This is a genomic window from Massilia sp. MS-15 (assembly GCF_020176695.1).
GTDB lineage: Bacteria > Pseudomonadota > Gammaproteobacteria > Burkholderiales > Burkholderiaceae_D > Telluria > Telluria hydrophila.
Genome location: NZ_JAIWIA010000034.1, coordinates 34,541 through 59,509, shown reverse-complemented (window position 1 = coordinate 59,509; position 24,969 = coordinate 34,541). Strand labels below are relative to the sequence as shown.

The following is a 24,969-nucleotide window of genomic DNA, read 5'->3' as shown; positions in this document are numbered from 1 at the left end:
ACCACGCAAATTACAGAAAGTTTCAACTGCCGAGTGACAGTTACACGGCGCGCTACACGGGTGACTGCGCCGGTGACTGCGCGATAACCGCGCAGGCCCGCGTCAGGCGCGGCGGCCCGGCTCGACCAGGAACAGCAGGGAACCCATCAGCACCAGCACGGCGCCGAACACGCGGTTCTGGATCTTCACGGCGCGCACGTCGCGGAAGAAGCGCTGCATCGAGGAGGCCAGGGCGGCATAGCCGTGCATGACCAGCGAGTCGATGGTCACCATGGTCACGCCCAGGATCGCCAGCTGCGGCAGCAGCGGCGCTTCCTTGGCGATGAACTGCGGCAGCACCGCGACCATGAAGATGATGCCCTTCGGGTTGGTGGCATTGGTGAGGAAGCCGGTCATCACGCGCTTGCCGAAGCCCGGGTGCGCGGGCAGGCCGGCCGCCAGCGCGCCGGCGCCGGGCGCCGCTTCGATCTTTGCACGCCATTGGGCGATGCCGAGGTAGATCAGGTACAGCGCGCCGATGGTCTTGACGATGGTGAAGGCCAGCGCGGAAGCCAGCAGCAGCGAACCGACGCCGGCCCCCGCGATCACCAGCACCAGGATCAGGCCGAACTGCAGCCCCAGCACGGTGGCGCTGGCCTTCCTGAGGCCATAGGCCAGGCCGTGCGACATCGACAGCACAGCGCCGGAGCCGGGCGAAATGGCGATCAGCGAACCGGCGATGACGAAAGCAATCCAGGTGGTGAAGCTCATGCTGCGGCGAGAAAGGGGAAAGGAAGAGGAGGGGAGCGTGAGAGTGCGGCTGGAGAAGATAGCGTAGAACGGGCCAGCGCGCGCGTCCGGCAGACCGGAGCGCGGCGCGGGGCCTGGGGAAGCGCTTACTTCTTCTTCGGATTGACGGCGGCCTTCAGGGTGGCGCCGGCAGCGAAGCGTGGGCTCTTCGAGGCAGCGATCTTGATCACATCGCCGGTTGCCGGGTTGCGGCCCTTGCGCGCTGCGCGTTTGGTGACCGAGAAGGTGCCGAAGCCGGTGATGCCGACCGTGTCGCCCTTTTTCAGGCGCTCGGTGATGATCTCGATGATCGTGTTGACGGCGGTGTTGGCAGCCGCGCCCGACATCTCGGTGCGCTTCGCGAATTCCGCGATCAGTTCGCCTTTTTTCATAAGTCCCTCCGGGGTTAAAAGAGGAGGAAGATTAGCATAATTATTGCTCTATGTAATCTCGCTACCCGGAGGTGCAGGCAGGCGTGCCACAGGCGCGCCGTTGGCGGCGTCAGGCCAGGCTGGTTTCGGCGCCGGGCACCGCCAGGCGGTGGCGCAGGGCGGCGTTGATCAGGGTCTGGTAGCCGGTACCGCAGCGCTCCGACAGGTTGCGGAATTCGCTCAGCACTTCGTCGTCGAGGTAGATCGTGATACGGGTCTTGCGTTTCGGCGGGCGGGCGCGGCGCGCAGGTGCCGCAACCGGAATGGCTTGCAGGGTCGATTCGGTATTCATGGCATCTCCTTCGGTGGCGAGGCTGCAGTACCGCAGCCAACAGCCTCGCACTATACGTATGTGCAGGATGGGATGCCTGGCAAAAGCGACGAGATGCAGTTTTGCGCGACTGGAATGCAAAAAGTCGCGCTGAACCGTGTGACTGGCTTTCCAGCCTCAGGTAAGATGTGGACATCTTGACATGATTGGAGCATGAACAATGGCTGCAGGTAGTTTGCTGGCATTACTGGACGATATCGCCAGCGTCCTCGACGACGTTTCGGTCATGAGCAAGGTGGCGGTCAAGAAAACCGCCGGGGTACTGGGCGACGACCTGGCGCTCAACGCCCAGCAGGTGACCGGGGTCAATGCCGACCGCGAACTGCCGGTAGTGTGGGCGGTGGCCAAGGGTTCGTTCAAGAACAAGGCGATCCTGGTGCCGGCCGCGCTGGCCATCTCGGCCTTCGTGCCTTGGCTGATCACGCCGCTGCTGGTGATCGGCGGCGCCTTCCTGTGCTACGAGGGATTCGAGAAGCTCGCGCATAAATTCCTGCACAGCAAGGAAGAAGATGCCCAGCACAAGGCCGAGCACGTCGCCCACCTGGCGGCGACCGACACCGATATGTGCGCGCTGGAAAAGGACAAGATCAAGGGCGCGGTGCGCACTGACTTCATCCTGTCGGCGGAAATCATCGTGATCGCGCTCGGCACCGTGGAAAACGCTCCCTTCAGCCAGCAGGTAATGGTGCTGGTGGCGATCGCGCTCTTGATGACCATCGGCGTGTATGGCCTGGTCGCCGGCATCGTCAAGATGGACGACGCCGGCCTGTCCCTGAGCCGCAAGGCCGGCGGCCTGGCGCGCGGCACCGGCAGGCTGCTGCTGGCCACCGCGCCGCGCCTGATGAAATTCCTGTCGGTGGTGGGCACCGCGGCCATGTTCATGGTCGGCGGCGGCATCATCGCCCATGCCTGGGAACCGCTGCACCACTTTGCCGAGGAAGCGGCGCACATGACCGCCGGCGTGCCCGGCATCGGCGGGGTGCTGGCGGCGATCACCCCGACCGTGGTCGATGCGCTGGCCGGCGTGGTGGTGGGCGGCCTGGTGCTGGCGGTGGTGACGCTGGTGCAGCGCCTGCGCGGCAAGAAAGCGCACTGAGCGGCCGCCCGGGCCGGTGCCATCCTTCTTCCATTCGTCCCCGACGCCATGCACGCATGGCGTCACGTTTTTTCCGCCTGCACTAGACTAGCGGCGGCGGCTCAGCGCGGCCCCTGCCGCCAGTCCCAGTGCGAAGCCGGCATACACGATCGCCAGCGATGGTTTCGACAGGTGCTTTTCATAGCCCGGCTGCAGGCGCCTGGGCGTGAGCTTGTAGTCGGCGAAGCAGGCGAAGGCCGAGGTGGCCGCCGCCGCGCTCAGGTAGCCGGCCGGGGTCGTGCGGTCCAGGTAGCGGCCCGCGAAGCGCTCGAACAGCACCGACCAGAAGGTGGCGCTGGCGTGGTGGATCAGGTAGCCCGGGACGGTGTAGCGCAGCGACGGACCGCTGTGGCGCGCCGCCTTGTCGCCATGGATCCAGTGGCTGACCGCATTGGTGGGCGCATAGGCGCTGCCGACCTCCTTCTTGCCCAGCGCCGCCAGCGCGACCGTGGACAGGATGCTGGAGGCGGCGCCGGAGACGAGGCCGCGCTGTAGTGCAGTGTTCCAGTTCTCCATGGAGAAACCTCTTGATGGGCAGCGTACGTGAAAGGAAGCATGGATGCGCATCCTGCTGACGGGCGCCAGCGGCTTCATCGGCAGCCACCTGCTGCAAGCCCTGCTGGCCGAAGGCCACCATGTGGCGTGCGCGGTGCGCCGGACCCGGACCAGCAGCGATCCCCGCCTCGCATTCATCCATGCCGACTTCGCCCAAGATACCGGCAAATCCGCCTGGCTGGCGCGCATCAGGGACATCGACGTGGTGATCAACACGGTCGGCATCTTCCGTGAATCGGGCGCGCAGACCTTCGCCCGCCTGCACACCGAGGCCCCGCGCGCGCTGTTCGCCGCCTGCGCCGAATCGCACGAGGTGCAGATGGTGATCCAGCTGTCGGCGCTGGGCGCGGACGAGGGCGCCGATACCCGCTACCACCTGTCGAAGAAGGCGGCCGACGACTACCTGGCCATGCTGCCGCTGCGCGCCTACATCGTGCAGCCCTCGCTGGTGTACGGGCCGGAAGGCGCGAGCAGCAAGGCGTTCCGGACCCTGGCCAGCATGCCGCTGGGACTGCGCCTGGGCAGCGCGCCGCAGCTGGTGCAGCCGATCCACATCGACGACCTGGTGGCGGCCATCCTCGGCCTGCTGCGGCACCGGCTGCCGCTGCCTTCCGGCGCCGGCACCGCGCTGAGGGTGCCGCTGGTCGGCCCGCGCGCGATGCCCTTCACCGACTACCTGCAGGCCCTGCGCACGGCGATGGGCATGGGGCGCCAGCGCGTCCTGGCGCTGCCGGGCAGCGTGGCGCGCGGGCTGGCGCGCTGCGCGCCCCTGCTGCCGGGCGGCCTGCTCGACGAGGACGCGCTGCGCATGCTGGAGCGCGGCAATGCGGCCGACCCGGCCATGACGACACGGCTGATCGGCCATGCGCCGCGGGAGGTAGGCGAGTTCATCGCCAGCCCCGGCGCCGAGCGCAGCCGCGCCAGGCTGGGCTGGCTGCTGCCCGTCCTGCGCCTGTCGATCGCGGCGGTGTGGATCCTCACTGCGATCGTGTCCTTCGGCCTGTATCCGGTCCAGGACAGCTACGCGCTGCTGGGGCGCACCGGCATTCCGCCCGCGCTGCAGCCGCTGATGCTGTACGGCGCCGCCAGCTGCGACCTGCTGCTCGGCCTCGGAACCCTGTTCCTCGGCCGGCGCCGCAGGCTATGGCTGGCGCAGCTGGGGCTGATCGGCTTCTATACCGTCGTCATCGCAATCAGGCTGCCGGAATTCCTGCTCCACCCGTACGGACCGCTCACCAAGAACCTGCCCATGCTGGCCGCCATCTGGCTGCTGTACGAACTGGAGGAACACTGATGGACTACGTCGTCGTCAAGTGGCTGCACATCCTGTCCTCCACCTTCCTGTTCGGCACCGGCATCGGCTCGGCCTGGTACATGCTGTTCGCCAACCTCAGCCGCGACGTGCGTGCGATCGCCGTGGTCGCCAGGAACGTGGTGGTGGCCGACTGGCTGTTCACGGCGACGACCGCCATCGCCCAGCCGCTCACCGGCTTCTACATGATCCACCTGGCGGGCTACCCGCTGCACAGCAAATGGATCATGTGGTCGATTGCCCTGTACGTGCTGGCCGGCGCCTGCTGGCTGCCGGTGGTGTGGCTGCAGATCCGCATGCGCGACATCGCCCGGCACGCGGCGCACACGGGTACCGGACTCACGCCGCAGTACTGGCGTTACTTCCGTATCTGGGTCACGCTCGGCATACCGGCCTTTGTCGCCTTCGTGGCGATCTTCTGGCTGATGGTCGCCAAGCCGGTGTGACCTCTCACTCCAGGAGAACCCCATGAAGGCCTACCAGATTCTTCCCGGCGCAAACATCGACGCCCTGCGGTGCATCGACTACCCCGACCGCCAGCTCGGCCACGGCGAGGTGCGCATCCGCGTGCATGCGGTGTCGCTGAACTACCGCGACCTGATGGTCGCCAGCGGCAACTACCTCGTCAACGTGGACGATCCGATCATCCCCTGCTCGGACGGCGCCGGCGACGTGCTGGAAACCGGGCCGGGCGTCACGCGCGTGCAGGTCGGCGACCGCGTGGCCGCTTCCTTTTTCCCCTACTGGCAGGACGGGCGCACTTCACCGGAAAAAATCCGCCATGCGCTGGGTGGCGACATCGACGGCATGCTGGCCGAGGAAGTGGTGCTGCACGAGGATGCGCTGGCCAGGATTCCCGCCTCGCTGAGCTTCATCGAAGCCGCCACGCTGCCTTGCGCCGGGGTCACCGCATGGAATGCGCTGTTCGTCTCCAGCAATGGGACCAAGCCGGGCGACACCGTGCTGCTGCTCGGGACCGGCGGCGTCTCGGTGCTCGGCCTGCAGCTGGCCAGGGCCGCCGGCCTGCGCACCATCATCACCTCCTCGAGCGAAGACAAGCTGCGGCGCGCCCGCGACCTCGGTGCCCACCACACCATCAACTACCAGGCCACCCCCGAATGGCACGAGGACGTGCTGGCCCTGACCCAGGGCCGCGGCGCGGACGTGGTGCTCGAAGTCGGCGGAAAGGGCACGGTCAACCGCTCGGTGGCGGCGGCGGCGATGGGCGGCACGGTGGCGATCATCGGCGGCGTCAGCGGCTTCGGCGGCGAGGTCAATCCGGCCTCGCTGCTGTCCAGCGCCAAGCGCATGGTCGGCATTTTCGTGGGCAGCCGCGCCATGCTGGAAGCGCTGATGCGCTTTGCCGACGTCAGCGGCCTGAAGCCGGTGATCGACCGCGTGTTCCCGTTCGCACAGGCCCAGCAGGCCTACCGCTACATGGAATCGGGCTCGCACTTCGGCAAGGTGGTGATCGACGTGACCAGCCAGGACAACTGAGCGGGCCGCTCAACGCTGCTGCGGCACCAGTTCGATCTCGTACAACCTGGGCCAGAGCTTGCCGGTGACGAATAGGCGCTTGCCCTTGCTGTCCCAGGCGATGCCGTTCAGGACCGCGTCCGGATCGAGGGTGCCGCGCTGGGCGGCCGGCAGCAGGCCCTCGAGGTTGATCACGCCCTTGACCTTGCCCGATGCCGGGTCGATCCGGATGATCAGGTCCGACCCCCATACGTTCGAGAACAGTTCGCCCTCGACCATCTCGAGTTCGTTCAGCTGCGCGATCGGACGGCCCGCATGGGTCACCTGGATACGCCGTACTTCCTTCAGCGTCTTCGGTTCCAGGATGCGGATGAAGGAACTGCCATCGCTCATGTAGACCTGCTTCGCATCGCTGGCCAGGCCCCAGCCTTCGCCGACATACCTGAAGCTGCGCTTGAGCCTGAAGGTTTTCAGGTCGTACACGTAGCCGGTCTGCGAGGTCCAGGTGAGGGCGAGGATGTCGCCGCCGACCGGGGTCGATCCTTCGCCGAAGACCTCGGCCGGCATGTCCTTCTGCTGCAGCACCTTGCCGCTCGCCAGGTCCAGCTTGCGCAGCCACGAGCTGCCGTTGCGGCCGGTCGTCTCGTACAGATGGCCATCGCGGAAGAACAGGCCCTGGGTGAAGGCCTTCGGGTCGTGCGGATAGCTGTTCTTGACCACGAAGCCGTAGACCGGCACCGTCGCCTGGGCGGTGGCGATGGCAGGAACGGCAGCGGCAGCGAGGGCGAGGGTGGCAATGGGTTTCAGCATGAGGGAAACTGTAGCACGATCACCGGCCAGGCATGGCATGCCTGGCTAGAACAGCGACAGGTTCGGCGAGGACTCGGCCGCCTTGTGCACCGTTTGCGGCGCAGCCCAGGTCTTCATCCGCTGCGCCGGATAATGGCGCAGGAAGCTACGCGCCGTCTCCACGTCGCGGCAGGCCAGCCAGTCGTCCAGCTCTTCCGGCCCGATCACGACCAGCGAGCGCTTCTCGTCCCCCGGCTTGTGCATGCGCGCCATCAGCGGGTGCTGGTCCGCGTTGATCGTGATCTGGGTGAACGAGGAGGCGACGCCGCCATCGGTTTCCGTCCACTCGCGCCACAACCCGGCCACCATGAACGGGCTGTCGTCATGCATGCCGATCGCGTGGCGCACGGCGCGTCCGCTTTCGTAGCAGGGCTCGTAGAACCAGGCCATCGGCACCGCGCACAGCTGCAGGCGGCGCCAGGCCGGCGCGAAGGAGCGGCGCTCGCCCAGCGATTCGGCGCGGGCATTCATGGTGTCGAAGGGCTTCACGCCGGGCGGGATGTGGCGCCGCGGCACCATGCCGTAGCTGGCCAGGCAGGCCGACGGGCTGCCGTCGCTGCCGCGGCGGATGATCGGCGCGCTGTAGTCCTTCCAGACTTCGTCGGGCCAGCGCCAGTCGGCCGGCAGCTCGCTGAAGGCGCCGAGGGTGCCGAACTGTTCGCGGGTGGGAGAGTGGTAGTTGACGCACATGGTCCGCCAAGCATAGTGCAAGCGCTAGAAGTATGCCAGCAGCCGTCCGCAAGCGATCACGGCGATCCACAGGCCGAGCGAGAGCAGGGCGTGCAGCAGGGCGCGTACCGGCGCCCGCCGCGGCCAGGCATCGGCCCGGCGATACGGGCCGGCATGGAAGGCCAGCGCATTCAGGCCGGCCGCCAGGATCAGTCCCAGCTTGAGCAGGAAGATGCGGTTAGCAAGCAGCGCCGGCGGATCGGCCAGGAACAGCAGCAGGCCGGTGGGCAGCACCAGGAGCATGCTGCCGGCCGACCAGGGCAGCAGGTGGCGCGCCAGCGCCCTGACCGGCAGCTGGCGTCCGAAGCCGAGCACGCGCAGGTCGAACATCGCGACCGCGCCCACCAGCACCACGAAGCCGAGGATATGCAGCGTCTCGACGGCCGGATACAGCCAGGCGTGCTCGCGCAAGGCGCGGGCCAGGGGCAGGGACGCGGCAACGCTGGCCGCGTCCTGCAGCGGCATCAGCGCAGCTCCGTGGTCTGGTCCTGGATGGTAATGCGTTCGGCGCGCAGCTCGTCCGGCTTGCTGCGGTGCGGATAGCCGACCACCGTGGCATTGCCCCCGGCCGCCAGCCGGGCCTTCGGCAGGCCGCGGTTTTCCATGCGTCCGGGCGGCGCCAGCACCACCAGCCAGGTCTTGTCGGCCGTCTTCAGGCGCACGAAGCCGTGCGGCTGCAGGTAGCCCGATTCGGCGATGGTGCCGGACAGGGTGAGCGGTTTGTCGGCGTCGTATTCGCTCCAGCCATGGTGGGCAAGAGCGGAAGTGGCCAGCAGGGCAGCAGACAGTGCAGCAGGAACAAGCACGCGTTTCATGGGAGCCTCCATGCAAGGAAAGGGCAGCCCGATTCTACGCCTGCGCCCTGCCGCGTCAATCGCCGGAAACCGGCAGCTGGCCCACCACGTCGAGCCGGCCGGGGCCGGGCCGCGCCACCACGATCCCGCCGGGGGCCACGTATTCTCCGGCCAGGGCGCGGATGTTGACGTCGTGCGTCACCAGCACCAGGTTGGAGCGCTCGCGATGCCGGCCGACCCGGGCCAGTACCTCGCCCTGCTTGGCACGCACAGCGGCGTGGCTGTCGCGGAACATGGAATCGAGCATCGGGGCCGGTTCCACCCGGCCGAAAGCGAGACGGGCGGTGTCGAGGCAGCGGCACCAGCGGCTCGACAACACAGGTCCGGTGGGAACGCCGCGGCTGCGCAAGGCCGCGCCGAGCGCGCGGGCCTGGCGCCGGCCCGCTTCCGACAGGTTGCGCTGGGTACCGCACACGCCAAGCCGGAAACCGGACGGATCGCCAATGCCGGGATCGGTGGCCGCGTGGCGGACCAGCAGCACGTAGCCGCCAGCGCGCAGGCCCTGCCACAGCGCCTCGTCGCCCAGCGCCAGGGGGCTGGCCGCCAGGGCGGCACTGGTGGCCAGAAAGCGTCGTCGCTGCATGCCTGTCTCCAAGGAATCGGCCTGCGCACGATTATCCCGCCGGCGCGGCATGGACGCGCGCACGGCAGGCGGATAAGCTGGGGCTTTTCTCCTGCCCGACTCCCATGCCGATCCAGCGCCAGGCCTTCGCTGCCGACATCCCCGCCCTGTGGGCCCTGCGTACCCGTGCCATCCGCATCGGCTGCGCCTCGCACTATGCCCCGGACATCCTCGACGCCTGGTGCGCCGCCGGCCCTCCCGACCGGATGGCGGCCCTGCTGGCGGCAGGCGGCGGCCTGCTGGTGGAAGAGGATGGCAAGATGCTCGGCTATGCGATCCTGGACCTGGGCACGGGCGAGCTGGACGCCGCCTTCGTCGACCCCGCGCACGGGGGACGCGGCATTGGGCGCCGGCTGCTGGCGGCGCTCGATGCCATGGCGGCGCAACACGGCCTGCGCCGCCTGTTCCTGTCGGCCTCGCTCAACGCCTTGCCGTTCTACGAGCGCGCCGGCTATGTGGCGCTGCGGCGCGACACCTATCCGCACCGTAGTGGCGTCGCGCTGGCGTCGGTGTTCATGGAAAAGATGCTTCCCTGCCCCTAGCAGGACGAACGGCAGCCGAAACTGGCCAGCACCACGCTGGCCAGGCCGCTCGCGCGGGGCTGCCGGTAAAAATCAAGCATGTTCGAGCACGATCTTGCCGACCGCGCGGCCGCTCTCGATCAGCGCATGCGCGCGGCGCAGGTTCTCGGCCGAGATGCTGCCGAAGTGCTCGCCCAGGGTGGTGCGCAGGCTGCCTTCGTCGACCATCTGCGCGACCAGGTTCAGCAGCTTGTGCTGCTTGATCATGTCGGGCGTCTCGAACATCGAGCGCGTGAACATCAGTTCCCAATGCAGCGAGATCGACTTGCGCTTGAGCGGCACGGCATCGAGCGTGGCCGGGTCGTCGATCAGGGCGAACTGGCCCTGCGGCGCCAGCACGTCGACAATGGCGTCATAGTGCTGTTCGGTATGGGTCAGGCTGATGACGATGTCCACCGCCGGAAAACCAAGCGCTTCGAGCTGCGCGCGCAGCGGCTGCGTGTGGTCGATGACGTGGTGGGCGCCCAGTTCGCGCACCCAGTTGCGCGTTGCCTCGCGCGAGGCGGTGCCGATCACGGTCAGGGCGGTGAGCTTGCGTGCCAGCTGGAGCAGGATCGAGCCGACGCCGCCGGCCGCGCCGATCACCAGCAGCGACTTGCCGCTGCCGCCGCCTTCGGCGATCCGGAGCCGGTCGAACAGCAGTTCCCAGGCCGTGATCGCGGTCAGGGGCAGGGCGGCCGACTGGGCGAAGTCGAGCGTGGCGGGTTTATGGCCGACGATGCGCTCGTCGACTGCGTGGAATTCGCTGTTCGCACCGGGGCGCAGCAGCGAACCGGCATAGAACACTTCGTCGCCTTCCTTGAACAGGCTGACATTGCTGCCGACCGCGCGCACGATGCCGCTCGCATCCCAGCCGAGCACGCGCGGTTCGGTGACTGGCACACCGAGGCGGATCTTGGTGTCCACCGGATTGACCGAGACGGCGCGCACTTCGACCAGCAGGTCGTGAGGGCCGGCCAGCGGCATCGGCAATTCGGTCTCCTGCAGCGAACGGGGGTCGGCGATGGGCAGGCCGTGCTGGGTATACACCACTGCTTTCATGTTGAATCTCCGGTAAGTGTTGATCGGGGCGCCCGTTTCCTGGGCGGCCCGGTACGGAACAATGCGGCTGAAGAGCGCTGCCGCCCATTGGCGCGCGCCCTCTAGGCCGCTGCGTTCATCTCGTCCGCCAGCATGGCCACCAGTTCACCCGCCGGCATGGCGCGTGCCTGGCCCACATTGGTGCCGCCCCAGTTGACCGAGTAATCCTGGCTGCCCTCCGCGCAGGCCGCCGCATGCAGGGCCTTGGCGGCGTCGTAGGCGATCGGGTAGTCCGGCAGCGGCGGATGGCCGGCCGCGCCGACCTCGGTGAACATCCTGTTGACGATGCCGCGTGCCGGCCGGCCCGAGATGGCGGCGGTGAGCTCGGTGCGCAGCGCCGCGCCGCGGGCGATCAGCGCGCGGTGGTGCGCCGTGGCCATCGACTCCGGGCAGGCGATGAAGGCGCTGCCCATCTGGACCGCGCTGGCGCCGTGGTGGAGCGCGCTACGGATGTGTGCACCATGCATGATGCCGCCGGCGGCGATCAGCGGCAGCGACACCTTGCCGCGCAACTGTTCCAGCAGCGCGAAGGCGGGAAGCGCGGGATCGGGCGCGGCGGGGTCGAACATGCCGCGGTGTCCGCCGGCCTCGATGCCCTGGGCGACGATGGCGTCGATGCCGGCCGCCTCGATCCTCAGCGCTTCGTCGAGCGAGGTCGCGGTGGTAAACAGCACGATGCCGGCCGCCTTCAGCGCGTCGATCCTGTCCTGCGGCGGCAGGCCGAAGTGAAAACTGACCACGGCCGGGCGCAGTTCCAGCAGCAGCTCGAACATCGGCTCGTCGTCCAGGAAGCTGCGGTAGATCTCGCCCAGCGCGGCGGGCGGGCAGGCGCCGAATCGTTCGAAGTGCGGCCGCAGCCAGTCCAGCCAGGCGGCCTCGCGCGCCGGGTCGGCCTGCGCGGGCCGATGGGTGAACACGTTGACGTTGAACGGCCGGCTGGTCTTCTCGCGCACAGCCCCGATCGCCGCGCGCGCCTGCTGCACGGTCGAGGTGCCGACGGCGACCGAGCCCAGTGCGCCGACTTCCGAGACGGCGATGGCCAGCGCCGGGGTCGAGACGCCCGCCATCGGGGCCTGGATGATGGGATAGCGGATGTCCAGTGTCGACAACAGGTCGTGGCGCATGATGGCGGCTTCCTTGGTCAAGTCCAGTCATGAGTATAGCCACAGCGGGGCGCTTACGCTGCGCGCACGAGCAGGCAGGCCAGCACCAGCATCAGCGAGCCGGTCAAGGCTTCGATCGCGCGCCACACCGACGGACGGCCGAGCACGGAGGCAAAACGCCGCGCGCCGAGACCGAGCAGGGAGAACCACAGCACCGATGCGGTCATCGCCCCCAGCGCGAACGAGGGACGGGCGTCGCCGCCAAGGCTGCTGCCCACCGCGCCGAGCAGCACCACGGTGTCGAGGTAGACGTGCGGATTGAGCAGCGACAGCGCCAGGACCGTGGCCAGCGCCCGGCCCAGCGTCAGGGTGTTCGCCTCGGCCGGCAGTGCCAGCGACGCGCCGCCTCGCAGGCTGCTTCTGAAGCAGCGCCAGCCATACCACACGAGGAAGGCGGCGCCGCCGTAGCGCGCCACCGCCATCAGGGTGGGCGAGGCTTCCACCAGCACGCCCAGCCCCGTGATGCCGAGCGCGATCAGCGCCACGTCGACGACGATGCAGGTGGCAACCGTGGCCAGCACGTACTGGCCGCGCACGCCGGTGCGGATCACGTGCGCATTCTGCGCGCCGATGGCCATGATGAGGCTGGCGCCCAGGCCCAGCCCCTGCAGGAAAACCTGTTGCGAAAACATGATGCTTCTCCAAGAAAGACCCCATGCTCGCGGACGCACAGCGATAATTCAAATATATTCATGTTTTCTAAACTTGCTTAAGCAAAACTGATCCAATGCAGATCGATCCCCGCCGCAGCGCTGCATTCATTGCCGCCGTCGACACCGGCAGCCTGGAAGCGGCCGCCGCCCAGCTGTCGATCAGTCCCTCGGCCGTCTCGCAGCGCATCTCGGCGCTGGAGCAGGACTTCGGCACGCCGCTGCTGGTGCGCAGCCGTCCCTGCCGTCCGACCGGCCCGGGCACGCGTTTGCTGCAGTTCCTGCGCCGCAGCACGCTGCTGGAGTCCGAGTTCCTGGCCGAGATGGGCATGGACGAAGGCCCGGTACGCGTGACGCTGGCGGTCAACAACGACACGCTGGCCACCTGGCTGCTGCCGGTGCTGGCACCGGCCCTGGCGAGCGAAGAACTGCTGGTCGAATTCGTGCTCGACAACCAGGGCCATACCTTCGCCTTGCTGGAACAGGGGCGCGTGGTGGCCTGCGTGTCGGGCGAGGCGGCGCCGATGCACGGCTGCACGGCGAGCCCGCTCGGCCAGATGCGCTACCGGATGGTGGCCTCGTGCGGCTTCGCCAGGCAGTGGTTCGCCGACGGGTTCCAGCGCGAGAGCGCGCGGCGGGCGCCGGTGATCGTGTTCGACCGCAAGGACTCGCTGCAGTCGGCCTTCCTGCTGAAACACTTCGGGCTGCCGGAGGGGTCGTATCCTTTTCACTATGTGCCGGCCAGCGACCCGTTCGCGCGAGCGATCCGCCAGGGCATGGGCTATGGCCTGCTGCCGCTGGAGCAGTGCGAAGCCATGCTGCGCGACGGCAGCATGGTGGACCTGGCGCCCGGCCTGCACGTGGACGTGCCCCTGTACTGGCACGCCTGGCGCATCCAGCCGCCGCGCCTCGAACGCATGGGTGCGGCCCTGATCCGGGCCGCGCGCGAAGTGCTGCTGCCCATGACCTAGGACATGGGCGCGGTCCTGGCGCGAGCGCCAGGACCGACGTCAACGATCAGGTACCGATCCTGCCGCCATCGTTCTTGGTGATGACGATGGTCGCCGAGCGCGGACGCTTGCCGGCGCCGTAGCCGGCATTGCTTGGCCACTGGCTGGTGTACCTGGCCGGGTCGCCGACGTTGCTTGATGCGGTATTCTCGCCCGGGTGCTGGATGTTCACGAACAACGCCTTGCCGTCCGGAGTCTCGGCGATGCCGGTGATCTCGCTGCCCACCGGGCCGACCAGGAAGCGCTTGAGCGTGTCGGGCGTGGCGGCCTTGCCGACATAGGTGTCCACGCTCAGGGTGCCGCCGTTGGCGCGCGGGTAGTTCAGGGTGAGCTTCCTGCCGTCGCCCACCTGGCCCGGCACGCCGGCCAGCATCATGCAGTTGGTGACGTCGGTATACGCGCCGTCGTCGGTCTGGATCCAGCAGATGCCGGTGGCGGTGCTGAAGGCCAGGCCGTCCGGGCTCGAGAAGTCCTGGTCGGCGGTGAGGCCGGACAGGTTCACGCTGGCGGCGGCGGCGCCGGCTTCGGCGCCGAACAGGTAGACGTCCCAGGTGAAGCCCGTCGCGGCCGCACCTGCCGTGCCTTCCCTGACGCGGATGATGTGGCCGTTCACGTTGCCCTGCTGCGTGCTGGTCCCCTTCATGTCGGTATACGCGCGCGGGTTGGCGGCGTCCGGTGCGGCCTGGCTCGATCCGCTCGGCTCGGCGCGGCGGTTGCTGTTGTTGGTCAGCGAGAAGTAGACCTCGCCGGTGGTCGGATGCACCGAGCACCATTCCGGACGGTCCATCCTGGTCGCGCCGACGGCGTCGCCGGCCAGGCGGGCATTCACCAGCACGTCGGCCTGGTCGGCGAACTTGTAGCCGGCGTAGGCAGCAATCAAGGGGTTGGCGATCGACAGCTCGATCCACTGGCCAGTGCCGTCGGCGGCGAATTTCGCGACGTACAGCCTGCCGCTGTCGAGGTACTTGTCGCCGGTGGCGATGCGGTCCGCCGGGGCGGCGTCGGCGGCCGACCAGACGGCATTCGACACGTACTTGAAAATGTACTCGTTGCGCGAGTCGTCGCCCATGTACACGGCCAGCGGCTGGCCCACGACCACCTTGCCGAAGGCGGCGCTTTCGTGGGCATAGCGGCCCAGCGCGGTGCGCTTCTTGATCGGCCTGGTCTTGTCGTAGGCGTCCATCTCGACGATGTAGCCCATGCCGTTCATTTCGTTGCGGTAGTCGTCGCTGCCATCGTTTGACGCCCCGGTCTTGCTGATGTTCCAGCGCTGGTATTTGTCGTCCCGGCCGCCAGTTTCCCAGCCGTGGCGCGAGCTGGCGCCCTGGTCGCGGCCATAGCGCTTGAGCGAAACCACGCTCTTGTCGCCGCGCGCGGCGTCGTCCGTGGCGGCGCGGGTGAAGTAGCCCGCCCAGTTCTCTTCGCCCGACAGGTAGGTGTTCCACGGGGTCTTGCCGGTGCCGCAGTTGTTCAGGGTGCCGCGGATCCTGGTGCCGCCGGTCGAATATCTGGTGATCACCAGCGCATTGCCGCGCACCGGACCCGAGAGCTCGACATCGGTCTGCTGGTGGACACGGCGGTTGAAGCCGGAGTCCTTCAGGTATTCCCACTTGCCGCCGTTCCGGCGCACCTCGACCACGGACAGGCCATGCAGCGCCATTTCCTTGTCCACCTCGGCGGCCGGACGGGGCAGGCTCATGGTGCCGCCGTTGGCGTGCACGAAGAACGAGGACAGCTTCTCGTCGGTGGTGGCTTCGTGGTTCATCGCCAGCAGGCCGCGGTCGTTGGCCGTGGTGGACGCGCTGCCGGTGCTCGAGAGCGGGAAGAATTCCATGCCGTCGTGGTGGTCGCCGGCGCGGTTTTCCATGTCGGTATCGGTACCGTCGTTCCTGTAGGCGGGGGTGGTGGCGGTGAGCGGGTCGCCCAGCGCATACAGGACCGATGCGGTCTAGCCGGCCGGGACCAGCACCGTATCCGCCAGGCTCTTGGAGACGGCGCTGAAGCCAAGCAGCCTGTCGGCCGGCGGTATGTTCGCGACGGGTCCGGCCGGCGCGCTGGCGCCGTCCGAGCCGCCGCAGCCGCTCAGGCCGATGGCGCCGAGCAGGGCGGAAGCGGCGCCGGCGGCGCCACCGCGCAGCAGGCTGCGGCGGCTCAGGCGGGCTTCCAGCACGGTACTGAAATGTTCGTTCGACGAGACGTTCGTATCGATGTCGTCGTGGTCGACAGGGATGCGGGCGAAGTCGGTCGGCTTGTTCACGGGGATCCTCTGGATGGTTAAGAAGGTCCGTGCATGGTACGAAGCCAACATGACTGGCCTGTGACGCGCATGAGCAGGCCGGCGCGGCCGGGCGTCATGCAGGCGTTGCTGGCCAGGCTGGCCAGGCTGGCTCCTTGCTCCGACTGCCCGGCCAGCTCAAGCCTGGCGCTGCCCAAAAGCGATGCAGGCGGCACCGGCCAGCGCCAGCGCCACGCCGGCATAGTCGGTCCAGCCCGGCCTGATGCCGTCGACCACCCACAGCCAGGCCAGCGCCGTGGCGATGTACACCGCGCCGTAGGCGGCATACACGCGGCCGCTGGCTGCCGGGTGCAGGGTCAGGAGCCAGACGAAGACGGCCAGGCTGAGCGCGGCCGGCAGCAGCAGCCAGGCGCTGCCCTTCCCGGTCAGCCACAGCAGCGGCAGGTAGCAGCCGAGCAGCTCGGCGATGGCGGTCACGAAGAACAGGCCGGCCATGCGGCCGAAGGAAAACAGGTCGGGAAACATCGGATCGCGCGGGCTGTGGAAAAGCGCCATCTTATCCCCAGCCCGGCGCGACAGGGTGGGAATGGAGGGCATGCGCGCCTGCGCCACCGATCCGCGTTCCGGCGTATCCTTGGCGGCACAATCATTCTGGCGGCGGATACCTTGAGCGAGCGGACACTTTCGGCAATCAAGCTGGGCGCGCAGCAGCTGGCGGACGTGGTCACCCTGTCCGCCCAGCAGCGCTACACGCGCTTCGTGCAGCAGGTGGCGCGCAGCGGCGAAGTCTGGGGCCTGTACCGCGACGGCTGGGCGCTGGCCAGGACCGACGACGGTACCCTGGTGTTCGCCATGTGGCCGGCCAGCGAGTTCGCCGACCTGTGCGCCGAATACGAGTGGGATGGCTACGAGCCGCAAGCCTTCGCGCTCGATGAGCTGATGGGCGACCTGCTGCCCCAGCTGGAAGAAGACGGCGTCCTGCCCGGCATCTTCTACACCCCCGGCGACCGCGGGCTGACGCCGACCGCCTACATGCTGCGGGTGGACCTGGAACGCGCGCTGGGCGAGCACTAGCCCGCGGCCCTATAGCCGGAGCTCGTAGCGCACGTCGTGCCGGTCGTGTTCCTGTTCGCCCTCGGCCAGGTAGGCATCCCAGCCCAGCCGCGCCGCGCCGCCTTCCAGGCAGGCATTGCGCACGTCGGCCGCCCGCAGCACCAGGTTCACTTCGTATTCGAGGGTCTGGCCGGTGAACATCACCAGCATGCTGCGCAGCGCGCGCGCCGCCAGGCCGCCGGGCAAGAAGCGGTCGAAGCTGGCGCGGTCCAGCGGTCCCACCACCAGGCGCAGGCGCAGGTCGCGCTGCCAGATGCGCACGCCCGCCAGCGCGCCGGCGCCCAGCACCGGATGGACGCTGCCCAGCACGCTCTGCTGGCCGGGCGGCACGTCGTACCAGCGGCCGACGAACTGCTCGGCGCGCACCGGCTGGCCGAAGTATTCCGACAGCACGCGCGCCAGTTGCACGCTCGACACCGGCCGGTGCCGCACCGAGGCGGCAAAGTAGGCGATCGACTCGTCCAGCACCGCGCCCTGCGCGCTGCCCACCAGGCGCCGCCGCAGCGCGCCATTGCCCAGGCCGGCCAGGCTCAGGAGCAGGGGCAGGAAAGGATCGTGGCCGTCGCGCTGATACTGCAGCGCCAGCCGGTACTTGCGCCAGGCCTCGTAAAACAGCACCAGCGAGCGGCTCGAGAAGCAGTCGAGGAAGGCGCGCGCGCCCTCGGCTTCGGCTTCTCCCTTGTCGAGGGCCAGCTGTTCGGCGATGCGCTCGGTGTAGTGCAGCGGCAGCACGCCGTGGCAGCCCAGCAGGCCCATGAAGGTCGGCGTCAGCCGTAGCTGCTTCAGGCTGCCGTCCGCCAGCGCCGCGGCCAGGGCCGTGGCCAGGGCCGGCTGCGTGGCCAGCGCGCGCGGTTCGGCCCCGATGGTTTCGAGCTCGCTGGCCGGGAAGGACAGCGACAGCGAGTTCTGGAAGCGCAGGTAGCGCGGCAGCAGGCCGCGCGCCGGCTGGCCACGCCGGCGCAGCCACAGTTCCAGCATGCGCACCGCCTGGAAATACTCGAAGCGGTAGGGCTCGCGGAACAGGCGTTCGATTACAGCAGGCTCAATTCGCCGCTGCGGGGCTGGCAGGTCAATAGCGCTTCTCCGGTATGGGCCGACACGATCACCAGCTGGGTGAAGCTGTTGGCATGCACGTACAGGGCCAGGAAGCGTTCGATCACCTGGGCAAAGGCGTGGATGCCGCTGCCGACGAAGGCTTCCTCGTCGATGCCGAGGCGTACTTCGACGCCGCGCACCATGCAGGTAAACGGGTTCCCGGCCAGCCAGGCGGTGGTGGGACGCTGCGCGATCGTCCTGATGCCGCCGATCTGGCGCTGCGTGGACGGCGAGCGCGGCAGGTCGTACAGGGTCAGCATCTCGCGGAAGGCATCGACCCCGCCTTCGGCCAGCGACAGGTGGTTCAGCGCCAGGTGCGAGACCAGGCGCCAGTGGGCGCCGCGCCCGCGCGCGAAGCGGCAGGAGGCGCTCGGCTTGCGCAGGAAAGACACGGTGCGCGAATTCGAACCGCCTTCCAGGAACAGGTCGCCGCCCGCCTGGCCGTAGGAGAGCAGGGCGGGCAGATCGCGGTTGGTGCAGGTGAGTTCGATGTTGAGGGTATCGGTTTCCACCTGGCCCGGATCGAAGTCGATGTCGACGATCGCGACCTGGGTCTCGTACCCCGGACTGGTGTCGCGCAGGGTTTCGTCGCGCCGGATCGTGTAGTAGTGGCCGGCGTCCTCCGGGGTCTGGGCGTGCTTCAGGGCGTAGAAGGGACGAAAGCGCACCAGCGTCTCGCCCTGCGGCGTCTGGCGCACCAGGTGCAGCGACTCGATCGCATACACCTCGTAGGCGTAGGCGCGGCGCGCATCGGCCAGCACCGGATAGCTGGCGCTGGTATGCGTGACGCGCACCGGTTCGCCGCGCTGGCGGAACAGGTTGATCACCGGCGTGCAGCCCGCCAGCAGGTTGTTCGCGGACAGGGCGCCGAGCATGCGCGCCAGGTTCGAGTCGGCGCGCGGGCCGGACAAGGCCAGGTGCAGGGTCAGTTTGTGCGCGCCGGCCGGCGCGTGCGCGGCCAGCGCATCGAGGTCGATGTCGATGAAGTTGAACTTCTCGGGATAGCAGAAGTATTCGGTCAGCAGGCGGTAGGCGGCATGCGAGCGCGCCGGGAAGTCGATCAGGGCTTCGTCTTCGCCAAAGCCGGCCGGGTGCACGGGAATCGCCGGCAGTGCGCGCCAGATCCCGCCCTGGTCGGCCTCGACATAGGCGGCGACGCTGCGCATGAACAGGGTATCGCGCAGCGCCGCGCAGAACGAGGGTTCGCCGTCGAGGAACAGGCGCAGCCTGCCCGGGCCGGCGCGGCTTGCGCGCTCCTGGCTTGCACTCCAGGCGAATTCCAGGCTGATGCTGGCGCTGGCGTTGCCCGGCAGGCGTACGGCTTCGGGCGCGTCGATCACGGCGCAAAAACCGGCGCCGGCCAGCGCCAGCGGCGCCGCCGCCACCGGATACACGGTGCGAAAGCTGCAGGCCGCGCCGCGGACCGGGCGCGTATTCAGCAGGGTGCCGCGGGCGACCGCGCCGGCGCCGTCCTGGCCGGACTCGCCATCGGCACCGATGCGCGCGATCGAGCACGAAGGGAAGGGCCGCAGGTAATGCGGATACAGCACTTCGAACAGGGCCTCGGTGAATTCCGGATAGTCGTCGTCGAGGCGCTTGGCGATGCGCGCATTGAGCAGCGCGAAGGCCTCGATCATGCGCTCGGTGTGCGGGTCTTCGCAGGTCTCGCCGGCCAGCAGCAGGCGGCCGGCGATGCGCGGATAGCGTTCGGCGAATTCGCGCAGGCTGCGCCGCAGGTAGGCCAGCTCGCTTTCGTAGTACGGCAGCATCTGTTCCATGCTCACCCTCCCGCCGGCACCGGACGCGGCCCCTTGCCGGCACGGCTGACGCTGTACTGCAGGTTCGAGGGCGTCAGCACGGCATCGAAGCTGACCGGCTCTTCCGACATGCTGGCCACCAGCAGGGCCGTGATCGAGAAGTTCAGGCGGTTCACCGCGCCGCGGCCCTGGACGAAACTGGCGCTGGCCTTGCGCAGGCGCGGCTCGTGGCTGGCGATGGTCTTCTCGATGCTGGCGCAGATCGCGGCGCGCTCGAGCGGGCTGGACAGGCAGCGGTCGGCGAAATCGCGCAAGCCATACGCCACCAGCGAGCGGGAACACAGGGGAAAATCCTTCAGCGTTTCTTCCGCCAGGCTGGCGCGCGTGTTGAGCAGGGCTTCCAGGTCGCGCGCCACCGCTTCCTTCAGTTCTTCGATCGTCAGGCGCTGCGGCAGCTGGCGCGCCAGCGACGTGCCCGGGGCGCCGGTGGCGCCGCGCTGCGGCGCGCCCAGCAGGCGGTCGAACAAGCCTGGCGTGTATCCCTTCATCGGCGTCTTTCCCGAATACAAAAGCCGATGTTGCCACGCCGGGCAGCGCCAAGGTTTGAGCAAGTTCACATGCGCAACCCTTTCCAATTGTTATGGTCCTGAAGCGTTGTTCCCATTTCGACCGAACGTGAGGAAGACATGAGCAGCAAGATTCTCTGGGGCGAAGGCCTGTTACTGCGCCCCCAGCATTTCCAGCGGCAGGACCATTACCACGAGCAGCGCCTGCATAAAAGCGTCCGCGCGGTGCACCCGTATGCCTGGGGTGTCGAGACCCTGCAGGTCGACCGCGAGGCGCTGGCCAGCGGCATGCTGCGGCTGCTGGCGCTGGCGGTGCGCTTCCAGGACGGGGAACTGGTCGAGGCGCCGGAAGTCGACGCGCTGCCGGAACCGGTGGACCTGAGCCTGCTGCCGCCTTCGCAGCAAAGCATCACCTATCACATCGCCCTGCCCGGCATGAAGCCCTACCACAGCAATTTCGCGCCGCCCGGCCAGGCCAGCAGCATGGCGCGCTTCGTGCAGGCCAACCAGGACACGCCCGACCTGTATACGGAAGCTGCACCGGTGCAGCTGGCCTACCTGAACAAGGCGGTGCGCCTGGTGTCGGAGGCCGAGCCGCGCGACGCCTATGTCAACTTTCCGCTGCTGCGGCTGCGGCGCGCCTCGACCGGCTTCGAGCTGGACGATGGCTTCCTGCCGCCGATGCTGTCGGTGGGGGCGGTGCCGGTGCTGTTCCAGCAGCTGCGGCGCCTGCTCGACGCGCTGCAGGCCAAGACGGCGGCGCTGTATGGCCACCAGCGCGAGCCGAGCCGCAACGTGGTGGAATTCCGCTCCGGCGACATGGCTTCGTTCTGGCTGCTGCACACGGCCAGTTCGGCCTATGCCGGCTTGATCCACTATTTCCACCATCCGTCCCTGCATCCGGAACGCCTGTACCAGCAGCTGCTCACCCTGGCGGGCGGGCTGATGACGTATTCGAAAAGCTGGAGCCTGGGCGACCTGCCGCCCTACCAGCATGGCGACCCGGGACCGGCGTTCGGCAAGCTGCACGCCATCATCCGTGAACTGCTCGACACCGTGATCTCGTCCAAGTACTTCGCCATCGCGCTCAACGAAGTGCGGCCTTCCTACCATATCGGCGCGCTCGACTCCGGCAAGATCGACGAGCGCACCACCTTCTATATTGCGGTCTCGGCCGCGCTGCCGGCGCTGGAACTGGTGGAGCTGGTGCCGCTGCGCTTCAAGGTGGGGGCGCCGGACGACGTCGAGAAATTCGTGCTGTCGGCGCTGCCCGGGGTGCGCCTGCAGTATGCGCCGCAGCTGCCGCCCGCGGTGCCGGTGCGGCCCGAAACCTGCTACTTCGTGCTGGAAGCGAAGGGGCCGATGTACGAGCGCATGCTCAAGGCGCAGTCGATCTCGATTTATGTTCCGGCGGGCATGTCGGAATTGCGGCTGGAGCTGCTGGCGGTGGCGGCGTGAGGGGCCGGTCCTGACTGGAGCGCCGCCCTGTCCTGACGCCAGATCTTTTCTGGGAAAACGGTCATGAAGCAAGCGGGAACCACGAGCAAGGATGGCTTGCCTGGGCGGGCGACGCAGGAGACGGGCGAAGCGTCGCACGGGTCGCCACCGGAACCGGGCGTTTCATGGCGTGGGGTCATCGTGCGGCCACCGGCGCGGCTGGTCCTGCCGGACGGGACGGAACCTCATGCCCGCTTCGACATCCCTGTCCGCGGCTTTTATCTTGTCAACGTCAGCGACACCTACCGCCATCCAGGGCCCAAGGTGCTGGTGTTCACCGATCTGGAGTCCGGGGAAGAATCCCGCGCAGACATGTTCCGGCAGGGGGGCGAACCGCTTGTTCCGCAAGTGCGCGCCGATCCGGTCGATCCTGCTTCGCCCCAGGCCATGCGCAATTTTTTCAGTTTCAATGTGCGCGATTACGTCAGGCTGCCACTGCGGCCCGCGCGCTATCGCTTGCAAGTTCTGTTTGCCGGTTACACGTCGAATGCGCCGGAAATCGAGGTAGTTCAGTATGAACAGCCCACATGGCCACGAAGGTGGCGCATGTGGGCTGCGTTACGGTATAAAGCCTGACTTCGGCCTGATGAGGCCTGAAGACTAGTCCCGCACTTACTCCACCGTCACCGATTTGGCCAGGTTACGCGGCTTGTCCACATCGGTGCCACGCGCCAGCGCGGTGTGATAGGCCAGCAGCTGCAGCGCGGCCACGTGCAGGATCGGCGACAGTGCGCCATAGTGCTCCGGCAGGCGAATCACGTGCAGACCGTCGCCCGAGGTGATGCGCGAGTCGACGTCGGCGAAGACGTACAGCTGGCCGCCGCGCGCGCGCACTTCCTGCATGTTCGACTTCAGCTTTTCCAGCAGCGCATCGTTCGGCGCGATGGTCACGACCGGCATCTCCTCGGTCACCAGCGCCAGCGGGCCGTGCTTGAGCTCGCCCGCCGGATAGGCTTCGGCGTGGATGTACGAGATTTCCTTCAGCTTCAGCGCGCCTTCGAGGGCGATCGGGTAGTGCATGCCGCGGCCCAGGAACAGGGCGTTTTCCTTGCGTGCGAACTCCTCGGCCCAGGCCATGATCTGCGGTTCCAGCGCCAGCACCGAACCCAGGGCCACCGGCAGGTGGCGCATCATCTTGAGGTGCCCGGCTTCCTGCTCGTCCGTCAGGCGGCCGTTCACCTGCGCCAGGGTCAGGGTCAGCAGGAACAGGGCGGCGAGCTGGGTGGTGAATGCCTTGGTCGAGGCGACGCCGACTTCGACGCCGGCGCGGGTGATGTAGGCCAGCTTGCATTCGCGCACCATGGCGCTGGTGGCGACGTTACAGATCGTCAGCGTATGCGGCATGCCGAGGCTGCGCGCGTGCTTCAGCGCGGCCAGGGTGTCGGCGGTTTCTCCGCTTTGCGAAATGGTCACGACCAGGGTCTGCGGATGCGGCACGCTGTCGCGGTAGCGGTATTCGCTGGCGATTTCGACGTTGACGGGCAGCTTGGCGACGGATTCGATCCAGTATTTCGCGGTCAGGCCGGCGTAGTAGCTGGTGCCGCAGGCCAGGATCAGCACGCGATCGATTTCCTTGAACACGCGGTTGGCGTTGTCGCCGAACAGTTCCGGCATGATGCCGGTCACGCCTTCCAGGGTGTCGCCGATGACGCGCGGCTGTTCGAAGATTTCCTTCTGCATGTAGTGACGGTACGGGCCCAGCTCGGCCGCGCCGGTATGGGCGTGCACGGTCTTGACTTCGCGTTCGACCTGGCGGCCTTCGGCATCGACGATCCAGTAGCGCGCCAGCTGCAGGTCGACCACGTCGCCTTCTTCCAGGTAGATGATCTGGTTGGTGGTGCCGGCCAGGGCCATCGCGTCGGAGGCGACGAAGTTCTCGTTTTCGCCCACGCCGACGATCAGCGGCGAACCCTGGCGGGCGGCCACGACGCGGTGCGGTTCTTCGCGCGAGAACACGGCGATCGCATAGGCGCCGTGCAGGCGCTTGACGGCCTGCTGGACGGTGTCGAACAGGTCGCCGTTGTACATGTGGTCGACCAGGTGGGCGATCACCTCGGTGTCGGTCTGGCTCGTGAAGTTGTAGCCGAGTTCGCTCAACTCGCGGCGCAGCTCGTCGTGGTTCTCGATGATGCCGTTGTGGACAAGTGCGATGCGGGCATTGTCTTCGGTCGGCGAGAAGTGCGGGTGGGCATTGTGCGAGGCCGGTGCGCCGTGGGTAGCCCAGCGGGTGTGGGCGATGCCGGTGAAACCATCCAGGCGCGCTTCGCGCACCTGCGACTCGAGGTCGGCCACGCGCGAGGTGCTGCGCGAACGGGTCAGGCGTCCGTCCAGGTGGACGGCGACGCCACAGGAATCATAACCGCGGTACTCGAGGCGTTTCAGGCCCTCGATCAGGACTGGGGTGATGTTGCGCTTGGCGACTGCTCCGACGATACCGCACATGATGGCCTCTTCAAAATTGACAATGAAGGCTATCGTAGAGCAACTCGTATGAAATAAGCTTTCAGTTTCCCGCTATTTTTGTTAGATTATTTCATCAATAGGAAACCACGAAATATCCTTTCAAATTAAGGATATTTTATTCATTTTATTTCAACGATGTCAGAACCAATCAATCTGGATGAGCTCGACCGTCGCATCCTGAATACATTGCAGACGGATGCCTCGCACACCAACACCGAACTGGCCGAACTGGTCCACGTCTCGCCACCGACCTGCTCGCGCCGTGTCAAGCAGCTGAGCGACAGCGGGGTGATCGAACGCCAGGTGGCGATCGTCGATCCCGCCAAGGTGGGCGCGCGCCTCACCGCCATCGTCGAGATCACGCTCGACGTGCAGGCGGCCGAGCGCATGCATGAGTTCGAAGCCCTGGCGCAGCAGGAAGCGGCGGTGATGCAGTGCTACCGCGTCTCGCCCGGGCCGGATTTCGTGCTGATCGTGCAGGTGGCCGACATGCCGGCCTACCACACGCTGGCCCACCGCCTGTTCACGGCGCACGCCAATGTGCGTAACGTCAAAGCCTATTTTTCCACCCACCGCGCCAAGTTCGATACCCGGATCGCGGTGTAGCAGCCTGTGGACAAGGCTGTGGAAGAAGCCCGGAAAACCACGGGAAAAGCGGATGAATATCCTGTGGTTTTCCTGTTATTAGCCTGTCGA

General features: G+C 67.6%; 27 protein-coding genes and 1 pseudogene. 10 read left to right on the top strand and 18 right to left on the bottom strand.

Going from position 1 to position 24,969, the window contains the following annotated elements; all coding sequences use genetic code 11:
- Positions 1-102: 102 nt before the first annotated feature.
- The 3 genes from LCI23_RS13880 to LCI23_RS13870 form a co-directional block, all read right to left on the bottom strand.
- Complete coding sequence (locus LCI23_RS13880; RefSeq protein WP_224947037.1) at positions 103-750, bottom strand: LysE family transporter; 648 nt, start codon at positions 748-750, stop codon at positions 103-105.
- A gap of 125 nt (positions 751-875) precedes the next feature.
- Positions 876-1,160: an HU family DNA-binding protein gene (locus tag LCI23_RS13875; RefSeq protein WP_224947036.1), complete on the bottom strand. Its 285-nt coding sequence runs from the start codon at positions 1,158-1,160 to the stop codon at positions 876-878.
- A gap of 109 nt (positions 1,161-1,269) precedes the next feature.
- Positions 1,270-1,491 carry a BrnA antitoxin family protein gene (locus LCI23_RS13870; RefSeq protein ID WP_224947035.1) on the bottom strand — a complete coding sequence of 74 codons (222 nt, stop codon included), beginning with the start codon at positions 1,489-1,491 and terminating at the stop codon, positions 1,270-1,272.
- 199 nt (positions 1,492-1,690) lie between these two features.
- On the opposite strand from LCI23_RS13870, the gene LCI23_RS13865 reads away from it, so the two are divergent.
- Positions 1,691-2,626 carry a DUF808 domain-containing protein gene (locus LCI23_RS13865; protein ID WP_224947034.1) on the top strand — a complete coding sequence of 312 codons (936 nt, stop codon included), beginning with the start codon at positions 1,691-1,693 and terminating at the stop codon, positions 2,624-2,626.
- Between the two features lie 87 nt (positions 2,627-2,713).
- Here LCI23_RS13865 and LCI23_RS13860 read toward each other — a convergent pair whose 3' ends face one another.
- Positions 2,714-3,181, bottom strand: a complete 468-nt coding sequence (locus tag LCI23_RS13860) for a hypothetical protein (protein WP_224947033.1) — start codon at positions 3,179-3,181, stop codon at positions 2,714-2,716.
- A gap of 43 nt (positions 3,182-3,224) precedes the next feature.
- On the opposite strand from LCI23_RS13860, the gene LCI23_RS13855 reads away from it, so the two are divergent.
- Genes LCI23_RS13855 through LCI23_RS13845 form a run of 3 tightly spaced genes read left to right on the top strand, consistent with a single transcriptional unit; the run spans position 3,225 to position 6,029 of the window.
- Positions 3,225-4,514 (top strand): SDR family oxidoreductase, encoded by a 1,290-nt coding sequence (locus LCI23_RS13855; protein ID WP_224947032.1) that lies wholly within the window; start codon positions 3,225-3,227, stop codon positions 4,512-4,514.
- Complete coding sequence (locus LCI23_RS13850) at positions 4,514-4,978, top strand: DUF2269 domain-containing protein (protein WP_224947031.1); 465 nt, start codon at positions 4,514-4,516, stop codon at positions 4,976-4,978. The genes LCI23_RS13855 and LCI23_RS13850 overlap by 1 nt, the downstream gene beginning before the upstream one ends.
- Before the next feature lie 22 nt (positions 4,979-5,000).
- Positions 5,001-6,029 carry an NAD(P)-dependent alcohol dehydrogenase gene (locus LCI23_RS13845; protein ID WP_224947030.1) on the top strand — a complete coding sequence of 343 codons (1,029 nt, stop codon included), beginning with the start codon at positions 5,001-5,003 and terminating at the stop codon, positions 6,027-6,029.
- Between the two features lie 9 nt (positions 6,030-6,038).
- On the opposite strand, the gene LCI23_RS13840 is transcribed toward LCI23_RS13845, so the two are convergent.
- The 5 genes from LCI23_RS13840 to LCI23_RS13820 are packed head-to-tail and all read right to left on the bottom strand — an operon-like array spanning position 6,039 to position 9,023.
- On the bottom strand, positions 6,039-6,818 hold the full coding sequence (locus LCI23_RS13840; protein ID WP_224947029.1) for a glutaminyl-peptide cyclotransferase: 780 nt from the start codon (positions 6,816-6,818) through the stop codon (positions 6,039-6,041).
- 45 nt (positions 6,819-6,863) lie between these two features.
- Complete coding sequence (locus LCI23_RS13835) at positions 6,864-7,547, bottom strand: SOS response-associated peptidase (protein WP_224947028.1); 684 nt, start codon at positions 7,545-7,547, stop codon at positions 6,864-6,866.
- Positions 7,548-7,571: 24 nt separating this feature from the next.
- A complete protein-coding gene (locus LCI23_RS13830) occupies positions 7,572-8,051 on the bottom strand; it encodes a hypothetical protein (protein WP_224947027.1) in 480 nt (159 codons plus the stop codon).
- Complete coding sequence (locus tag LCI23_RS13825) at positions 8,051-8,401, bottom strand: DUF6152 family protein (protein ID WP_224947026.1); 351 nt, start codon at positions 8,399-8,401, stop codon at positions 8,051-8,053. The genes LCI23_RS13830 and LCI23_RS13825 overlap by 1 nt, the downstream gene beginning before the upstream one ends.
- Positions 8,402-8,456: 55 nt before the next feature.
- Positions 8,457-9,023, bottom strand: coding sequence for a histidine phosphatase family protein (locus tag LCI23_RS13820; protein WP_224947025.1), 567 nt, complete (start codon positions 9,021-9,023; stop codon positions 8,457-8,459).
- Positions 9,024-9,127: 104 nt separating this feature from the next.
- Here LCI23_RS13820 and LCI23_RS13815 point away from each other — a divergent pair, with 104 nt between their 5' ends.
- Entirely contained in the window at positions 9,128-9,604 is a 477-nt protein-coding gene (locus LCI23_RS13815) for a GNAT family N-acetyltransferase (protein WP_224947024.1), read from the top strand.
- 72 nt (positions 9,605-9,676) lie between these two features.
- On the opposite strand, the gene LCI23_RS13810 is transcribed toward LCI23_RS13815, so the two are convergent.
- The 3 genes from LCI23_RS13810 to LCI23_RS13800 all read right to left on the bottom strand — a co-directional run bounded on the left by LCI23_RS13810 (position 9,677) and on the right by LCI23_RS13800 (position 12,518).
- Positions 9,677-10,684, bottom strand: coding sequence for a zinc-binding alcohol dehydrogenase family protein (locus tag LCI23_RS13810; RefSeq protein ID WP_224947023.1), 1,008 nt, complete (start codon positions 10,682-10,684; stop codon positions 9,677-9,679).
- A 101-nt stretch (positions 10,685-10,785) separates the two neighbouring features.
- On the bottom strand, positions 10,786-11,868 hold the full coding sequence (locus LCI23_RS13805; RefSeq protein ID WP_307727735.1) for a nitronate monooxygenase: 1,083 nt from the start codon (positions 11,866-11,868) through the stop codon (positions 10,786-10,788).
- Between the two features lie 32 nt (positions 11,869-11,900).
- Entirely contained in the window at positions 11,901-12,518 is a 618-nt protein-coding gene (locus LCI23_RS13800; RefSeq protein ID WP_224947022.1) for a LysE/ArgO family amino acid transporter, read from the bottom strand.
- 95 nt (positions 12,519-12,613) lie between these two features.
- Here LCI23_RS13800 and LCI23_RS13795 point away from each other — a divergent pair, with 95 nt between their 5' ends.
- Entirely contained in the window at positions 12,614-13,507 is an 894-nt protein-coding gene (locus tag LCI23_RS13795; protein WP_224947021.1) for a LysR family transcriptional regulator ArgP, read from the top strand.
- A gap of 46 nt (positions 13,508-13,553) precedes the next feature.
- Here the strand turns inward: LCI23_RS13795 and LCI23_RS13790 are convergent.
- Positions 13,554-15,803 (bottom strand): annotated as a pseudogene (locus LCI23_RS13790) (PhoX family phosphatase).
- Positions 15,804-15,959: 156 nt separating this feature from the next.
- Positions 15,960-16,277, bottom strand: a complete 318-nt coding sequence (locus LCI23_RS13785; protein ID WP_224947107.1) for a YnfA family protein — start codon at positions 16,275-16,277, stop codon at positions 15,960-15,962.
- Positions 16,278-16,448: 171 nt separating this feature from the next.
- Between LCI23_RS13785 and LCI23_RS13780 the strand changes: the two genes are divergently transcribed.
- Entirely contained in the window at positions 16,449-16,856 is a 408-nt protein-coding gene (locus LCI23_RS13780) for a DUF2750 domain-containing protein (RefSeq protein ID WP_224947020.1), read from the top strand.
- 9 nt (positions 16,857-16,865) lie between these two features.
- Here LCI23_RS13780 and tssG read toward each other — a convergent pair whose 3' ends face one another.
- Genes tssG through tssE form a run of 3 tightly spaced genes read right to left on the bottom strand, consistent with a single transcriptional unit; the run spans position 16,866 to position 20,295 of the window.
- The gene (gene tssG, locus LCI23_RS13775; RefSeq protein WP_224947106.1) at positions 16,866-17,963 is read right to left on the bottom strand and encodes a type VI secretion system baseplate subunit TssG; all 1,098 of its coding nucleotides are present in this window, start codon (positions 17,961-17,963) and stop codon (positions 16,866-16,868) included.
- The gene (gene tssF / locus LCI23_RS13770; protein ID WP_224947019.1) at positions 17,927-19,768 is read right to left on the bottom strand and encodes a type VI secretion system baseplate subunit TssF; all 1,842 of its coding nucleotides are present in this window, start codon (positions 19,766-19,768) and stop codon (positions 17,927-17,929) included. Before tssF ends, tssG begins: the two co-directional genes overlap by 37 nt.
- A gap of 2 nt (positions 19,769-19,770) precedes the next feature.
- Positions 19,771-20,295, bottom strand: a complete 525-nt coding sequence (gene tssE / locus LCI23_RS13765) for a type VI secretion system baseplate subunit TssE (RefSeq protein WP_224947018.1) — start codon at positions 20,293-20,295, stop codon at positions 19,771-19,773.
- Between the two features lie 138 nt (positions 20,296-20,433).
- On the opposite strand from tssE, the gene tssK reads away from it, so the two are divergent.
- On the top strand, positions 20,434-21,771 hold the full coding sequence (gene tssK / locus LCI23_RS13760; RefSeq protein ID WP_224947017.1) for a type VI secretion system baseplate subunit TssK: 1,338 nt from the start codon (positions 20,434-20,436) through the stop codon (positions 21,769-21,771).
- Positions 21,772-21,834: 63 nt separating this feature from the next.
- Positions 21,835-22,386, top strand: a complete 552-nt coding sequence (locus tag LCI23_RS13755) for a hypothetical protein (RefSeq protein ID WP_224947016.1) — start codon at positions 21,835-21,837, stop codon at positions 22,384-22,386.
- 36 nt (positions 22,387-22,422) lie between these two features.
- Here LCI23_RS13755 and glmS read toward each other — a convergent pair whose 3' ends face one another.
- On the bottom strand, positions 22,423-24,252 hold the full coding sequence (gene glmS, locus LCI23_RS13750) for a glutamine--fructose-6-phosphate transaminase (isomerizing) (protein WP_224947015.1): 1,830 nt from the start codon (positions 24,250-24,252) through the stop codon (positions 22,423-22,425).
- A 156-nt stretch (positions 24,253-24,408) separates the two neighbouring features.
- On the opposite strand from glmS, the gene LCI23_RS13745 reads away from it, so the two are divergent.
- The gene (locus LCI23_RS13745; RefSeq protein ID WP_224947014.1) at positions 24,409-24,879 is read left to right on the top strand and encodes an Lrp/AsnC family transcriptional regulator; all 471 of its coding nucleotides are present in this window, start codon (positions 24,409-24,411) and stop codon (positions 24,877-24,879) included.
- Positions 24,880-24,969 lie beyond the last annotated feature (90 nt).